The sequence below is a fragment of the Natrinema sp. CBA1119 genome, from assembly GCF_002572525.1.
Taxonomy (GTDB): Archaea; Halobacteriota; Halobacteria; order Halobacteriales; family Natrialbaceae; genus Natrinema.
Map to the genome: position 1 here is coordinate 130,859 of NZ_PDBS01000008.1, position 14,997 is coordinate 145,855.

14 protein-coding genes and 1 pseudogene are annotated in these 14,997 nt (G+C 59.5%); 12 read left to right on the plus strand and 3 right to left on the minus strand.

Going from position 1 to position 14,997, the window contains the following annotated elements; genetic code table 11:
- Positions 1-84: 84 nt before the first annotated feature.
- The 7 genes from CP556_RS22835 to CP556_RS22865 all read left to right on the plus strand — a co-directional run bounded on the left by CP556_RS22835 (position 85) and on the right by CP556_RS22865 (position 7,579).
- A complete protein-coding gene (locus CP556_RS22835) occupies positions 85-588 on the plus strand; it encodes a hypothetical protein (protein ID WP_098727904.1) in 504 nt (167 codons plus the stop codon).
- Positions 585-1,181, plus strand: coding sequence for a thiamine pyrophosphate-dependent enzyme (locus tag CP556_RS22840; protein WP_098727905.1), 597 nt, complete (start codon positions 585-587; stop codon positions 1,179-1,181). Before CP556_RS22835 ends, CP556_RS22840 begins: the two co-directional genes overlap by 4 nt.
- A gap of 72 nt (positions 1,182-1,253) precedes the next feature.
- Entirely contained in the window at positions 1,254-2,450 is a 1,197-nt protein-coding gene (locus tag CP556_RS22845; protein WP_098727906.1) for an FAD-dependent oxidoreductase, read from the plus strand.
- 92 nt (positions 2,451-2,542) lie between these two features.
- The gene (gene lhgO, locus CP556_RS22850) at positions 2,543-3,745 is read left to right on the plus strand and encodes an L-2-hydroxyglutarate oxidase (RefSeq protein WP_098727907.1); all 1,203 of its coding nucleotides are present in this window, start codon (positions 2,543-2,545) and stop codon (positions 3,743-3,745) included.
- Between the two features lie 88 nt (positions 3,746-3,833).
- Positions 3,834-4,934: an Ldh family oxidoreductase gene (locus CP556_RS22855; protein ID WP_098727908.1), complete on the plus strand. Its 1,101-nt coding sequence runs from the start codon at positions 3,834-3,836 to the stop codon at positions 4,932-4,934.
- Between the two features lie 255 nt (positions 4,935-5,189).
- Entirely contained in the window at positions 5,190-6,476 is a 1,287-nt protein-coding gene (locus tag CP556_RS22860; RefSeq protein ID WP_098728257.1) for an MFS transporter, read from the plus strand.
- 254 nt (positions 6,477-6,730) lie between these two features.
- The gene (locus tag CP556_RS22865; protein ID WP_255291574.1) at positions 6,731-7,579 is read left to right on the plus strand and encodes a DUF7260 family protein; all 849 of its coding nucleotides are present in this window, start codon (positions 6,731-6,733) and stop codon (positions 7,577-7,579) included.
- Positions 7,580-7,632: 53 nt separating this feature from the next.
- Here the strand turns inward: CP556_RS22865 and CP556_RS22870 are convergent, their stop codons facing one another.
- Positions 7,633-8,424 (minus strand): SDR family oxidoreductase, encoded by a 792-nt coding sequence (locus CP556_RS22870; protein ID WP_098727910.1) that lies wholly within the window; start codon positions 8,422-8,424, stop codon positions 7,633-7,635.
- Between the two features lie 362 nt (positions 8,425-8,786).
- Here CP556_RS22870 and CP556_RS22875 point away from each other — a divergent pair, with 362 nt between their 5' ends.
- The 4 genes from CP556_RS22875 (at position 8,787) to CP556_RS22890 (ending at position 12,103) form a co-directional block, all read left to right on the plus strand.
- Entirely contained in the window at positions 8,787-9,761 is a 975-nt protein-coding gene (locus CP556_RS22875) for a 2-hydroxyacid dehydrogenase (protein ID WP_098727911.1), read from the plus strand.
- 268 nt (positions 9,762-10,029) lie between these two features.
- Positions 10,030-10,395 (plus strand): VOC family protein, encoded by a 366-nt coding sequence (locus CP556_RS22880; RefSeq protein WP_098727912.1) that lies wholly within the window; start codon positions 10,030-10,032, stop codon positions 10,393-10,395.
- A gap of 164 nt (positions 10,396-10,559) precedes the next feature.
- Positions 10,560-11,339: an HpcH/HpaI aldolase family protein gene (locus CP556_RS22885; RefSeq protein ID WP_098727913.1), complete on the plus strand. Its 780-nt coding sequence runs from the start codon at positions 10,560-10,562 to the stop codon at positions 11,337-11,339.
- 215 nt (positions 11,340-11,554) lie between these two features.
- On the plus strand, positions 11,555-12,103 hold the full coding sequence (locus tag CP556_RS22890; RefSeq protein WP_176548322.1) for an HD domain-containing protein: 549 nt from the start codon (positions 11,555-11,557) through the stop codon (positions 12,101-12,103).
- Positions 12,104-12,168: 65 nt separating this feature from the next.
- On the opposite strand, the pseudogene CP556_RS22895 reads toward CP556_RS22890, so the two are convergent.
- Positions 12,169-12,723, minus strand: a pseudogene (locus CP556_RS22895) (transposase domain-containing protein); the annotation flags it as partial.
- Positions 12,724-13,213: 490 nt separating this feature from the next.
- Between CP556_RS22895 and CP556_RS22900 the strand changes: the two are divergent.
- Positions 13,214-13,507, plus strand: a complete 294-nt coding sequence (locus CP556_RS22900; RefSeq protein ID WP_098727915.1) for a PadR family transcriptional regulator — start codon at positions 13,214-13,216, stop codon at positions 13,505-13,507.
- Between the two features lie 428 nt (positions 13,508-13,935).
- Here CP556_RS22900 and CP556_RS22905 read toward each other — a convergent pair whose 3' ends face one another.
- Positions 13,936-14,769 carry a ZIP family metal transporter gene (locus CP556_RS22905; protein WP_098727916.1) on the minus strand — a complete coding sequence of 278 codons (834 nt, stop codon included), beginning with the start codon at positions 14,767-14,769 and terminating at the stop codon, positions 13,936-13,938.
- Positions 14,770-14,997 lie beyond the last annotated feature (228 nt).

A 14,997-nucleotide genomic window follows, 5' to 3' on the forward strand; every position in this document is an offset into this window, starting at 1 on the left:
CAGTTAGCGTACGCGTTTCAGGGGGCCTCTCTCCGTGTCGCACATGTACAAACATATAAATAGCAGAATTTACATCGTTTCCGTATGGACTGGGAAGCGCAAGCCATCTCATCCCTCAAAGAGGCTAACGTCGATCTGGTCGCCTATCTTCCGGATACGGCGCTATCAGACCTGATCGAACGCGTCGAAACGGACGACTACTTCGACGCCGTCCCGATCGCACGGGAAGAGGAAGCCATCGGGATCCTCTCGGGGGCGTGGCTCGGCGGCCGACGAGGTGCACTGATCTGTCAATCGAGCGGACTCGTGAACACGTTCAATGCCCTGGGTTCACTGAGCAAACCGACGCGCATTCCGTTCCTCGGAATCGTCACGCACCGCGGCGGACTCGGGGATCACAACCTCGCCCATCGCCCCGCAGAGCATCCGTTACCGGAACTGCTGGATACGATCGGCATCCGTAACCACTGTCTCGAGGACGGCGTCGACGTCGAACGCCGAATCGAGATGGGTGCTCGCTCGGCGTTCTCGATGGAGGAGCCGTTCGTGATGCTTCTCGAGCGGACGCTCACGGAGGCAGACGCATGAGTGACCGAGCCGAGACCGAGTACCCGACGCAGTACGATTGCACGGAAGTCATCACTGAAACGATACCCGACGACGGCGTGATCGTCTCGAATCTCGGCGTCTCGTCCTGGACCCTTTCCGCGGTCGACGACCGCGACCGGAACTACTACATGAAAGGTGCGATGGGAACGACGACGTCGGTCGGACTCGGCCTCGCACTCAGCCGGGACGAACAGGTGACGGTTCTCGACGGCGACGGCTCCCTGCTGATGTCGCTCGGGTCGCTCACAACCGTGTCGAGGCAGGATCCATCGAATCTCGTAATCGTCGTTATGGACAACAGTGAGTTCGCGACGACCGGCGGCCAGCCGTCGCTGGCCGACGAGACCGATCTGGCCGACGTAGCCGAGGACTGCGGACTCGCCGGCTACGACGTCGAGTCGCTCGAGGAACTGGAAGCCGCCTACGAGGCCGCGATGGATCATCCCGGTCCCGCGCTCGTCAACTGCCGGCTGATCACGACCGAACTCGAGGAGTATCCAGACCCGGACTACGCTCACTCCTTCCTCAAACACCGCTTCCGGACCGCGCTGCTCGACGACGGGACGGAGTAGCGGTCGACGAGGCGCGACCCGATTTCCCCTCGTGACCGAAGTGATTATGTGTCCCTTCCAGCAACGGTACCTATGACCACAGACGAGTCCGACGGCCGTTCTCCGTCCGTTGCGATCCTGGGCGGTGGCGTTATCGGCATCTCGACGGCGATTTATCTCGAGTTGAGCGGTTACAACACGACGGCGTACACGGATCGCATCCCGTTCGAAACTGAGCCCGAGCCTGCCTTCGCGACGCCGTATGCCGCAGCGTCGGTACAGCCTGCGTCGGTCACGATGCGGGACCTTCCGCGCGTCTTTGCGGCGTCACAGGACGTCTTTCGCCTCCTCGCCGACGCCGGTTCGATGGGCGTTCGCCGCCAACCCCACTTCGTCCTGTCCGAGACGGATCGTCCTGATCCGGAGTACGCGCCTGCCGTCGACGGATTCGATCGTGTCTCCGACCTCGAGGCGTCCCCCCGCCGACCGGCTGCCGATACCGTCTTCGGCTGGCGATTCGACGCCTATTTCGCCGAGATGCCGGTCTATATGCGCCGGTGTTACGCGCTGTATCGTGCAATCGGCGGGACGATTACGAACCGGTCACTCACACGGACGGAGTTTCTCGACCGTCCCGAAGACGTTCTCGTGAACTGCACCGGACTCCGGGCGACCGAGTTGTTCGACGATCCGCGGCCGTTCCGCGCGGAGGTCGGTCATCAGGTAACCGCCGACGGGCTCCCCCCTGTCCGGGACGCGTCGGGGACCCTGTTCTCGTACAAGTACTTCCCCGACGAGGACGCGATCGGCGGCGACCTCGCCGGTGAGGTGTACGCCTATCCCCGCATGGACACGCTCGTCCTGGGTGGCAGTCGCATCGTCGCCGATGTTGAACCGACCGATCGGTGGGAGGGCGAACTCGAGGTGGCGACTCGTACGATCGACGGCGTCACCGTCCCTGCGCGAATCGTGGAGACGAACGCGGAACTCCTCGAGGCGTATGCCGGCGTGGACCTGCGTGACGCAGACCTCACGGGTCGGTACGGCTATCGGCCGGTACGCGACCCCGACGGCGACGGCGTTCGGCTCGAGCGCGAGCGGATCGACGGACGCCCGGTCGTTCACAACTACGGCCACGGCGGTGCCGGCGTTACCCTCTCGTGGGGATCCGCCGCCGAAACGGCGTCGCTGGTTCGAGAAGTCATCGAACCGGCCCCGCGATCGGTCGACGTCGATCGGGAGTTCGCCGTCGCCGAACGGCTCGCGGCGATGATCGACGGGGAGCGATAGGACGGAACCGTCGGTATCCGGACTCTCCTGCGACGGCCTCTCGGCGCGTTCGAATGGACAATCTATTTATCTCTCTGTCTGAACTCACGTCTATGCCCTACGACGTTGCCATCGTCGGCGGCGGCTGTGTCGGTTGCTCGGCGGCCAAACACCTCGCCGAACGATCGGACCTGGATATCTGCATCCTCGAAAAGGAACACCACCTCGCACAACACCAGAGCGGCCGTAACTCCGGCGTTTTGCACCCAGGATTCAACTACGAACCCGGTTCCCTGAAGGCTCGATTCGCTACCGAAGGGACGGCCCGGCTCAAGGCCTACGCCCGCGAGAAGGAGATTCCGCTCGAGGAGTTCGGCGTCGTCGTCGTCGCACAGGACGAGACCGAAGCGGCGCGTCTCGACGACCTCGAGGCCCAAGCCGAGCAAAACGGCGTCGATGCCGAGATCATCGGCCCCGACGAGTTGGCGGAACGCGAGCCCCACGCCGACGGCATCGCCGCGCTCTACTGTCCCGAAGCGGCGTCGATCGACTCGCAAAAGTATCTGTACGCGCTCGCGACCGAAATCGAGCGCCTCGGCGTCGACTTCTATATGGGCCATCGCGTCGAACGGGTTCGACCGACCGAATCGGGCCACGCTATCGAGACGAGTAACGGGACCGTCACCGCGCGATACCTCGTGAACGCCGCCGGCCTGTATGCCGACCGGATCGCCCATCAGCTGGGCGTGGGAACGGAGTACCAGGTGGTCCCGTTTCGCGGCGAGTACTACGAGCTGGTGCCGGAGAAGCGCCACTTCTGCGAAACGATGGTGTATCCGACGCCCGACCCCGACCTGCCGTTCCTCGGCGTTCACTACACGCGACGCACCGACGACAAAGTCATCGTCGGCCCGAACGCCGTCCTCGCGTTCGGACGCGAAGCGTATCGAAACACGCAGTTCGATCTCGGGGAGTTCGTCGATACGCTCCGATATAAGGGATTCCAGAAGCTCATCGCCGACCCGCAGATGCTCGAGGTCGCGTGGAACGAACTCAACAAGTCTTACCGGAAATCCGAATTCGTCACCGCGTCCCAGCGGCTGATCCCCGGCGTTCGCGAAGCCGACTTCCGACGCAGTTACGCCGGAATCCGAGCGCAGGTAGTCAGTGACCGCGGCGAGTTGGTAACCGATCCGGTGGTCGAGCGCGGTCCCGACTCGCTACACGTGCTCAATCTGGTCTCGCCCGGTCTCACGTCGTCGCTCCCGTTCGGCGACTTCCTCACCGATCGCGTGTTGGCCGATATCGAGGGGTAATCCGCTGTCAGCTGGTTCCACCAGTCCGCTGCCGGCCGAGAACTTCCTCGAGCGATACCTATTTGAAAGGGTCTCGCAAGGATAGTGTATGCCTCGAGTACAGCGCCCAGCACTCGAATCGTTTACCGAAGCACTGCTCGTCGCACTCGATACGCCCGAGTCGCTGGCACCCGACGTTGCCGACTCGCTCGTAACGGCCGACCTCCGCGGGCACAGCTCACACGGCGTCCGACAACTCGTCTCGAAGTACGCCGGCGAGATAACGGAGGGAAAAATCGAGCCGACCGCAGTGCCGCGCATCGAGCGGGAGGGCGAGCCGTGGGCGCTCGTCGACGGAGAACTGGCGTACGGCCAGCTCGCCGGCAAACTGGCCGTCGATACGGCGATCGACCGCGCCGACGAGTACGGTATCGGCCTCGCGAGCCTGAAGCGCGTCTCCCACATCGGTCGCGTCGGCGAGTTCGCCGAGCGCGCCTGCGAGGCGGGGATGGCGTTCGTCGGGTTCGTCAGCAATCCCGGCAGCGCGTGGGTAGCGCCGCCCGGGAGCGCGCAGCGCCGGTTTTCGACGAATCCGATCGCCATCGGGATTCCGACGTTCGGGGCGCTTGAATTCCCGCTCGTCGCCGACCTCTCGACGGCACAGGTCGCCCACGGCAAGATCAAGGAGCGGGCCGCCAGCGGAGAGTCGGTTCCCGACGAGTGGCTGGTCGCCGACTCCGGCGAGTCGATGACCGATCCGGCAACTTTCGAGGCCTCCGGCGAGGGAGCGATCTTCCCGCTCGGCGGGCGAACGGCGGGGTACAAGGGATTCAATCTCAGTGTAATGTCCGAGTTGTTGACCGCGAACGTCGCGGACGGCACTGTTTCGGGAATGTCCGACGTCATCTGGGGGAACCACGCGACATTTTTCGTCGTCGACCTCGAGGCGTTTACCGCTCGGGAACGGATCGCCGATCGAGCCGCTGCGATCGCCGACTACGTTCGTTCGACGGACTTCTCTGCCGACCTCTCACCCGGTGCCGCAGCGAACGGCGACGAGACGTTGCTCCCGGGCGAAGCCGAGCACACCGCGACCGTTCGGTGTCGAGATGACGGGGTTCCGTTTTCGTCCGCTGACGCCGAGTCGCTCGTCGAGCTGGCCCGTCGCGAAGGTGTCACCGAAGACGCGATCCCGGCTGCGTTTCGGTGATCCCTCGAGTTATAGTAGGCACTGAAAGTCATTGCACGCCTGATCGAACGACAGCTGTCCGATCAGTGTGTGAATCGTTTCAGTGGCTACTATAGTACCCAATGCGGATCGCGCCGCCTTGCTCCCTCGTCGACGGCCTCGATATCGTCCCGCTCACGGCTGGAACCCGACGCCGAGTCCGAATAATTCGGCGGCTTCCACAATCCCTAAGTAACTACCAGATAGGTTTTCGATACGAAACCCACTTCAATGGTCATGGCTGTCAACAAAAACGACCGCGCGATCGCCGGCTTCACGATGGCGGGTCACTCGCTGGTCCACTGGTTCGAGACGTCGATTCCGATCTTCCTCGTCGTCTGGCTCGCGGAGTTCGACGTCTCGGTCGCAGTGCTCGGTATCATCATCGCGCTAGGGTACGCACCGTTCGGGATCGGCGCGCTCCCGGGTGGCGTTCTGGCCGACCGATTCGGGCCGAAACGACTTATCTTCCTGTGTCTCGTTGGGATGAGCGCATCGTTCCTCGTGCTTGCACTCGCGACATCGATCTACATGATCGCGATCGGGCTGATCTGCTGGGGAGTCGCTGCGAGCGTCTACCATCCCGCTGGGCTCGCGCTCATCAGCACCGGCGTCGAGGAGCGGGGAACCGTCTTTGCCTGGCACGGAATCGCCGGCAACGCCGGTATCGCCCTCGGGCCGTTCGCTGCAGCGACGTTACTGATCATCGTCGGTCAGTGGCAACTCGTCGCGGCGCTTCTCGCGATTCCGGGACTCGCCGCCGCCGTCTATGGGCTCCGGGCCGATTTCGACCCGACTGCTGCCGCTGCCGCGGCCGAAGACGACACCGACGCAGACGGCTCCGAGCCGCTTTCCCTTTCTGAGTTCCTGTCGAACTCGCGAATACTGTTTACGAGCGCGTTCGCCGCCGTTTTCGTCATCGTCACGTTCGAGGGACTGTTCTACCGAGGGATGCTCACCTACCTGCCCGAGATCCTCCACGGGCTGCCGGCCATGGACGACCTGACGCTCTCGGCCGGTCTCGAGGGAATCGAGCCGGGTGATTACATCTACGTCGGTCTCCTCGTGGTCGGAATGGCCGGCCAGTACGCCGGCGGCAAACTCACCGACCGAATTCCGGTCGAGCGCGGACTGATCGCAATCTTCGCTGTCCTCTGTGTACTGGCACTGGTATTCGTCCCCGTCACGTCGATGGGACTGGTCCCGATCATCGTCCTCTGTGCCGTACTCGGCTTCTTCCTGTTCGCGATCCAGCCGTTCTACCAGGAGGCCGTCGCGGTCCACACGCCCGCCGATACCCGCGGACTCTCCTATGGCTACACCTACCTCGGCGAGTTCGGTTTCGGTGCGGCGAGTATTGCCATCGGCGGATTCGTCTTGGGTGGGTTTTCGACGGCAGTGTTCTTCGCCGTTCTGGCCTCGTTTGCGTTTATCGGAATGGCCCTCGCAGCAGGCCTGGTCGTCGCGCTCGATCGGACCGACTGGTGGCAACCGAACCTGCCAGACGCGGACTCGAGCGACTGATCCGCTGCGTTGCCTGATCTACCTACGAGAGCCCGGCCGCAGTAGCTGTCTTACCGACGGATTCAGTGACGCGTACTCGAGCGGAAGTCGACCGTCGACGCATACTGTAATCTCGCCTACAAAAGTATGATGGTGAATACCATTGAACGATAACCTAGTGAATGTATACCGTGATTGCCTCACGTGGCGGAACCGCTCGTCCGCGAACCGCACGCGATACGACGCGTACTGCAACCGGCTTCGGTCTCATCACGATGACTCTCTTCGCCGTCTGTTTCGTCTTGCTGGTGGACGGCCAATCGCCGATAGCAAGCCTGAATTCCGGACTCCCTCACCTCGAACTTGGCACGCTCATCGCAAGCGGTCACATCCCTGCGGCGAAAGCAGCTGTCGAGCGTGAACGAGAGCAGTTGACTCAGGAACGCGACGCGTTTCACCGATTCGTAGCCGATGTCGAATCGATCCCCGTCTCGGCTGGCGGTCGCCAGAGTCACACGCCGGTCGGTATCACGCGAGCAAACGTAACCGAAGACGAACTGCACAGCGTCCGTGCCGCCTACCGCCGTCGCGTCATGGACCTGAATCACTTCGATCAGATATACGGCGAACAGCTGTACGAAAATATAGCCACTGAACTGTCGGAAGACGTCGCAGCTGCCGTCGTTCACGGTGATCAGTTCTCGCCGCCGGTAAAGCAGGTAGTACTACAACAGGCCACGAGAGCCGGTATTCGCCGTGAACGGCTGGTGGAAGCGGTCACTACCGAGCGCGAATCGCTCGAGTATGCACAGGACCAACTCCAGGAGATCACAGGCGCTCTCGAAGACGAACCGACTGTGGCCGATTTCACACTCACTGAACTCTTCGAGTACGAGAGACGAGTCGATCAGTGGAAGGGGAAATGCGCCCGGTTGCTCCGTACTCGGCAACGCGACATCCATTCCGAGGATCGATTCCCATCGAAATTCGACATATCGTTCGTTCAACGGTATCTCTACAACGATCTCGAAACTGACTTCCCAGTGTTGACCACCGGTCTCCAACTGTATTCACGACTCGAGGTGCGACAGCGAGCAGTTCACGACGAGATCACGTATCGATGACTTCAGCTCCGGATCTGCCACGGTACGTCCGATTATTCCGATCGGGACGATCGTTAGAAGGTCGAATCCATGGACCCACCGTCGACGACGATGGCCTGCCCGGTGATGAAATCGGAGCGCGGGGACGAGAGGTATGCAACCAGATCACCAGTCTCCATGGGATCGCCCAGTCGGTCGGCCGGAATCGGTCGGGTTTTGTCCTCGAGGGCCGCGTCCATGCTATCGTACGATCCGTCCTCGACCGCCTGTTCCAGTGATCCCATCACTCGGGGCGTCTCGTGTGAACCCGGAAGCACGGCGTTCGCCCGAATCTCGGGTGCGAGCTCCGCCGAGAGCGTTTTCTCGAATCCGACGACTCCCATTCGAACCGAACTCGAGAGGACGTTTCCCGCGTTCGCCTGCTTTACGGAGCGTGATGTGATGTTGGTGATCGTTCCGCCGCCGTCCGCTGCGAGATGTGGTTCCGCCGCCTGAACCGAACGCACGACGCTCAGTACGAGCAGATCGAACGCGTCGTACCAGTCCTCCTCGGTCGCGTCCAGCGGCCCTACTCTCGGTGGCCCCCCGGCACTCGTCACGAGATGGTCGAGGCGACCGAACTCAGAGACGGTTCGCTCGACCAGGTTCTCGATATCAGCCGCGTTCGTCAGATCTCCGGGCTGCGAAACGACTTCACTGGTTGCGACCGCTCTGATCTCCTCCGCCGCATCGGCGAGTCGTTCTTCGTTCCGTCCGTTGATGACGACGTCAACGCCTTCCCGTGCGAGTGCTTTGGCCGATGCCTTGCCCAGTCCGCTGCTCGATGCAGTGATCAGTGCTGCGTTCCCATCGATCTGTAGATCCATACCGATCACTCTCTGCCGAGCTATCTTAAGAGTAGGTTGGATACACGCGCGAGTGTGTCTCCACAGAATCGCTCTCGAGTGATACCTCTCGGTACGATCGGAATCTCCTGTACGGTTCGTGGCGATCGCACCGATCAGTTGATATGGATTCCCGTTCGGTCACAGAAGTCGCGACTATCGAAGACGGGTTCGAAATCGAGAGACATACCCGGTCTCGTTCCGTGTCTTGTCGTCGTCCCCACGATCGAAAACGCCATGTGGAAGCCATGGAAACTACGTTTCCGCTGGCGCGACTGACCGTCGCGCTTTCGAAACAGTTTCTACGAACCGACACTGACATACTCTGACGAAACCCATTACACATGATTCGAGCAGTCATCGATCAAGATATCACGCCGACCGACCGCCTCGTCGAACAGCTCCCCGACGACTGGGACGTTTCCGTCGGAATCGAAAGCACCGAAGACGAAGCCATCGCCACGCTCGAGGACGCGACCATCGTCTTCGTCACCTCGCGGGTCCCCCTCTCCCCTCGCGTTGTCGCAGCGCTGGACGATCTCGAGATCATCGCCAAGCTTGGAACCGGGCTGGACAGCGTCGCCGTCGACGTCGCGCGCGAGCGTGGCATCGAAGTCACCTACACACCCGGCATGAACGCCCAATCCGTCGCCGAACACACCGTTATGCTGGCGCTCGCGACCGCACGACGTCTCACTCAGGCCCGTCGTCTCATCGAGAACGGGCAGTGGCGCGACGATATGCCGCTGGGGAACCGACTCCTGGGATCGACCGTCGGCATCATCGGCTTCGGGAACGTCGGCAAACGGGTCGGCTCGATTCTCAACGGGTTCAACGTCGACCTCCTGTTGTCCGATCCCTACGTTCCCGAAATCGATGCCGAACTGGTCGGCGGTACGAACGTCTCGCTCGAGGAGTTACTCGAACGCAGCGATGTCGTCTGTGTTACTGCCGAACACACCGAGGAGACCCGGGGCCTCATCGGACGGGCGGAACTCGAGCGAATGCAGTCGTCGGCCCTCCTCGTGAACGCCGCCCGCGGCCCGATCGTGGCCGAAGCGCCGCTCATAGATGCGCTCGCTGACGGGACGATCGCGGGTGCCGGGATGGACGTCCACCAGACGGAACCGCTCGATCCCGACTCGCCGCTCCTCGAGATGGACAACGTCGTCCTCACACCACACGTCGCATCGATGACGATGGAAAGTCGCCAGGAAACGATCGACCGACTGGTAACGAACGTGCTGTCGCTGCGCGACGGTACAGCGCCCGCTGATCGGTATCTCGCGCCCAGCGACGGAAGTACACTGTCCGAGTAAAATCCGGTCTTCGTCGCCGGGGCCGCCCACGTCGAACACGACCAGTCCGCGCTCCGGTTCGACGCCGACCGGATACCACGTTCGTTCGTTGCCGAAACACTCCGTTTCGATCGGAATACGGAGACGTTAGCACGTACTTCCATGTGGTACTGCGTCGCTCCCAGTTTTTATTTCTTCAACGGACATCGACGCTCTCATCGGCCTTTCCGCCACTATTTGTTATCAAGGAGACAAAAGATATTTGATCTACCTTTGTGAACCGATATCCGTGCTTAGCGAAATCGATCACATCGAAATCGAAGCGAGCGACGCAGACGAAATGGCGGCGTTCCTCGAAAAGCTCGGATACGAACACCTTCGCAAGACGGACCATCACGGCACGTCTTACGAACTCGGCCCTGCAGACGGTGACGGTCCGATCTTCGAAATCCACACCGTCGAAGGCGAAGAAACGCCCGGTATCAATCACATCGCGTTTTCGGTCGACGAGATCGAAGACGTCACCGAGGAACTCAAGGACGCAGACGTCGATCAGGTGTCCGATCCGTACTACGTCGACAAGACCGGCCGGACGATCACGAACTTCCGCGATCCCGACGGACGGCGGTTCCAGGTCGTTTCCGACGACGAATAACGCTCGACTGACTGCATCGATCAGCGACCGGTCAGCTTCGTTTTTTGCCAGCTGCTGCGATGTCATTAAGCGCCGTATATCCTCCTCTCGAGCCGTAATTCGCCGGAATACGCCGTGTAATTCAAAACCTATATCGGGGTGCGTGAGAGACGAGATCTACACCCATGGATCAGTCCAACACGTTCCGTGTGACGATCGAAAACGGCGGTTTCGTACTCGGAGCCCGAGCGGCAACGTTCTCGCCGACGACGGTCGAAGTATACGGCGACCTCGGTCTCGATTTCGTCTGGCTCGATTTCGAGCACGGCGGGCCGAGCCCGTACGATAGCACGCTGTTCGAAAACCTGTCTCGAGCGGCCGAAGTGAGCGGCACCGATCTCTTCGTCCGGATTCCGTCCGGTGACCCATCGCTCATTCGGAAAGTACTCGATGCGGGCGTTCGGAACCTGCTCGTTCCGCGAGTAGATACGGCCGCGGAGGTCCGGAAAGCGGTCAAAGCGACGCGGTTCGAGTACGACGGCGGGCCGGGAGAGCGCGGGAAAGCGAGTTCGCGTGCCAGTACCTGGGGGAACGCGGAGAACTACGTCCGAACTGAGGACGAGGAAGTCTGTCTCGGCGTGATGATCGAAAAGACGACCGCCGTCGACGAGTTAGACGAAATCGTCGAGATTCCCGATCTTGGGTTCGTCTTCATCGGGCCCTCGGACCTGTCCGTCCAGATGGGGTACGCGACGGACCGGAACAATCCCGCGGTCACGGAACAGGTCGAAACAATCAAAGAAACCTGCCGAGATGCCGACCTTCCGTACGGCTGTATCGCTAACGATCCGGCCGACGCGTCCGAAGAGATCCGAGACGGTGCCCAGATCGTCCGGATGGGCGGCGACCTCTCGTCGGCACAACAGGTCCTCGGCGACCGTCTCGAGCGGATCTCGGAGCGGTGAGCGAAGGCGGATCGGCCACCTGGATCGCATTCGATCGATAGGACGGCCGCACCGATTCACAGCACACCGATCACATACCATCATGCGATCAGCGATGACGGATGGTCGGCGACTTCTCTACCGCCGCTCGATGGCTTATCGGTCTCGAGCCGGTACCTATCGAAGTGACTGGCGGCTGCCGAGCGATTATATACGAGTCTCGCCTAGGAGACGGTATGTCTTCCAGTCCCGCGATAGCGGACGTGTTCCCGGAAGTCGACGAGATCGAACGCGACCGGTTGCGAAAGATGGTACTCGAAGCCTGGGACAGCGCCGTGGCCGACGGTAACTTCGACGATATAACCGAGGTTCCGTGGTGGCCGCCACACGAGAACGTTGTCGGTGCGGAGAACCAGATTCAACATATCCGCGACGTAACGGCCTGTGCGATCGCGATAACCGATACGCTGACGCGGCGTCGGAGCGGTCTCTCTATCGACAGGGACGCCGTCGTCGCGGGTGCTCTCCTTCACGATATCAGCAAACTGTACGAAATCGAGGATCGCGAACTGACGGCACACCATGAGCTGCTCCCCCATCCCCACTACAGTATCCACCTCCTGAACGAAATAGGGTTCTCGACCGAGATTCAACACATCGTTCTCGCTCACAGCGGCCGATCAGGGGTTGCTCCAAAGACGATCGAGGCCAAAATCGTTGCCGTTGCCGACGAAATCGCGGTCGATGGAATCTTCTGGGAATCCCTTCATCGACTCAAGGAGTGACCGTTCCGATCGCGCCGATTTCGATTCCCGGTTCGTTTCTCGTGTCGTATTCAGATACGTTGATTCTACGCGAAGTCGAACGATATACGCCACTCATCTGCCGTTTCCGTGTACGCGTTGCTAAAGCAATTTGAAAGTAGAGTGGTTTGTCGTTTTACCTTTCCAAATACATGTCTACTGGAATTCTTATTTCTGGTATAAAACGTAATGGAATATACCCTCTGTCGTTGGCAGGTGAGTTCAGTTCTTTGTCGCCGTTACCGAGAAACACGGCGTCGTCGTCACGCTTCTCGCACAGTTCCGCAGCGAATAAATCCATATCACCTTGGTTTTGGTCGGTTTGAACTGTGTGTGGAGTCATTCGTTCGATTCGGGACAGATCACAGCGTACAGCCCGTACTGCTCGCCGTTGAGTCTGCTCACGGGTTCGTCGATCGCAACATGATTCGGATTCCGATCAGAACCGTGTTGTAGATCGGCTTTGTGAGCCCAGCTATGGACGGTTGATCGAGTCCGCCAACACCGAATATCTCGGACATCAGAACAGTATTTGAAAGCGAGAGATGAGCAGGATAGAGCTGAATAGCACGCTTCATCAACGGTCGCGGTGTTCCCTCTTGTAAATTACTTTGAAAGTGTTACGCCTCACTCCTTCAACCGTATCTGAACACCGCCTGCAATGGTTCGTTCCATGTACTCGTTTCGAGTCAGAGCCATTTATACTTTCACAGATATAGGTTCTGGATAATAAACCAACAATCGTTATTGACCACCGTATTCACGCCACTGAGTGACACGGTGTCTCAGTTCCTGCCCGAAACGGAGCAGTGACTCGCTTCTGCGGTAGCATCCAAAACTCGACAAAGCCGTCGATACAAACGCACTCTCACGTAGTGTCCCACTTCGTTTGCAGATGCGTACTCGACAGTGCCGCATTCCGGATATGAGGAATCAATACTGAAGTGTATGACTGTAGAATCGTATTTCAACGGATCATCCCGAGAAAAGTTCTGTCGGACGGGAATACGCATGACTGGGCAGGTGTCCCATACATTAAATACGTCCGTTCGTTCTCGGAATCCTTAACTACTAACACACGGTATTTTCGATATGCACGATCTCACTGGCTTCCAGCGCGACCTGCTGTACACGATCGCCGGGCAAGACGACCCACACGGCCTCGCGATCAAAGACGAACTCGAGAACTACTACGAGAAAGAGATCCATCACGGCCGCCTCTATCCAAATCTCGACGAGGTCGTCGACAAGGGACTCGTCGAGAAGGGCGAACTCGACCAGCGGACGAATTACTACACGATCACGGCTCGCGGTCGGCGCGAACTCGAGGCTCGCCGAGAGTGGGAAGATCAGTACGTCGACGAGTTGTTCGCTGAATTGGAGTAATGGATATAGTAGCCACTGAACGTCATTGCCCACCCGATCGTACGACGGCAGCGCGGTTCGGGGCGAGCGCGGTTCGGAGCGAACGAAGTGAGTGAGAACCGCGGAGACGCGAACGGCGAGCAAAGCGAGCACCTCGAGTGAGAACCGCGGACTATATGATCGGTGTGTAAACCGTCTCAGTTAAAACCCTATTAGATAGACACGAAGCGGTGCCGATTCGTGTCTTTTCGAATTACGACGTTGTGACTTTATTCTCACCATATTCTCCGTAAGAGTAATATGGAAATGCTGCGACTAGTCCCAGTAGAATTGGTACCCATGGCGGAAGACTTGAAAGTGGAATAAACATCACGAGGAGGACTGCTACCTGCGCAGCTATTATTTCTAATCCAACCATTTGATGAGAGCACAGAGCCAATCGACTGCATTCAGCCCAAACTGACGTCAAGGTACAGCATCACTATGACGCCAGCCATTACCCCGAGCGTGGCGGTCCGCTCGTAGCCACGCGTATGAGTCTCAGGGATAATTTCGTCGGAGATTACAAACAGCATTGCGCCCGCAGCGAACCCCATCGCATATGGCAGTAGTGGCTCGACAACATTAACCGCCAGTGCACCCAGCACTGCGAGCGGGATTTCAACAATCCCCGACCGCAACCCAGCGAAGACAGCATAGGAGCGACGATCTAGCCCAGCGTTGATCGCAGCCACTGAGACGGCAAGCCCTTCAGGGATATTTTGGATGCCGATTGCCAGCATCAGCGTAATTGCGTTCTCGATGTCCCCAGAGCCGAACCCGACGCCTACTGCCAGCCCCTCGGGCATATTGTGAAGCGTGATCGCTAAGATGAACAGCACGACGGGGACCAGTCGCTCGTTAGCGACTGGGAGTGTCGTGCTTGGGTTGGCTTCGTCTGTTCGTCTGCGCCCGGTCAACAGATAGTGTGCGTGTGGGACGAGCCTATCGGCTTGATCCAGAAAGATGACGCCGAATACGATGCCCACCAGCGTCGGAATCGGATTTCCACCAGAGTATTGCTCTATTCCGGGGATGATGAGACTCGTGAAGGCTGCGGCCAACATCACACCAGCTGCAAACCCGAGGGCACCATCCAGCGCCCGTTCCGACGGGTCTCGCCAGACGAACACCAACAACGCGCCGAACAAGTTGAGTCCCGCGATAACAATGCCGCCGACAAACCCCTGAATTACGGGATTTTCACCAGCGACACGAACAAATACCTCAGCTACTGAAACCATCGGTTTAGTATCTGATCCACATTCACTGGGATAAGTATCCTGTTGTTGGTCTAGATTTGCACGCCCAGATCCGTTGCAAGACTCGTCAGAACGTCACGGATGCGACCTGCTAGGGACAAGCGTCTCGATTCCACCGCGGAACTGCGAGATTTCCTCTCGCAAAAATATAGGAACTCTTGGCCTTGTTGAAATTATAAATACCTAATATATTCTGGTGTGAATTGCTAA

What these genes read in the sequence shown, in the direction of transcription:
- CP556_RS22835 (WP_098727904.1), top strand. Translation starts at nt 85, where the DNA reads ATGGACTGGGAAGCGCAAGCCATCTCATCCCTCAAAGAGGCTAACGTC.
- CP556_RS22840 (WP_098727905.1), top strand. Translation starts at nt 585, where the DNA reads ATGAGTGACCGAGCCGAGACCGAGTACCCGACGCAGTACGATTGCACG.
- CP556_RS22845 (WP_098727906.1), top strand. Translation starts at nt 1,254, where the DNA reads ATGACCACAGACGAGTCCGACGGCCGTTCTCCGTCCGTTGCGATCCTG.
- lhgO (WP_098727907.1), top strand. Translation starts at nt 2,543, where the DNA reads ATGCCCTACGACGTTGCCATCGTCGGCGGCGGCTGTGTCGGTTGCTCG.
- CP556_RS22855 (WP_098727908.1), top strand. Translation starts at nt 3,834, where the DNA reads ATGCCTCGAGTACAGCGCCCAGCACTCGAATCGTTTACCGAAGCACTG.
- CP556_RS22860 (WP_098728257.1), top strand. Translation starts at nt 5,190, where the DNA reads ATGGCTGTCAACAAAAACGACCGCGCGATCGCCGGCTTCACGATGGCG.
- CP556_RS22865 (WP_255291574.1), top strand. Translation starts at nt 6,731, where the DNA reads ATGACTCTCTTCGCCGTCTGTTTCGTCTTGCTGGTGGACGGCCAATCG.
- CP556_RS22870 (WP_098727910.1), bottom strand. Translation starts at nt 8,424, where the DNA reads ATGGATCTACAGATCGATGGGAACGCAGCACTGATCACTGCATCGAGC.
- CP556_RS22875 (WP_098727911.1), top strand. Translation starts at nt 8,787, where the DNA reads ATGATTCGAGCAGTCATCGATCAAGATATCACGCCGACCGACCGCCTC.
- CP556_RS22885 (WP_098727913.1), top strand. Translation starts at nt 10,560, where the DNA reads ATGGATCAGTCCAACACGTTCCGTGTGACGATCGAAAACGGCGGTTTC.
- CP556_RS22890 (WP_176548322.1), top strand. Translation starts at nt 11,555, where the DNA reads ATGTCTTCCAGTCCCGCGATAGCGGACGTGTTCCCGGAAGTCGACGAG.
- CP556_RS22900 (WP_098727915.1), top strand. Translation starts at nt 13,214, where the DNA reads ATGCACGATCTCACTGGCTTCCAGCGCGACCTGCTGTACACGATCGCC.
- CP556_RS22905 (WP_098727916.1), bottom strand. Translation starts at nt 14,769, where the DNA reads ATGGTTTCAGTAGCTGAGGTATTTGTTCGTGTCGCTGGTGAAAATCCC.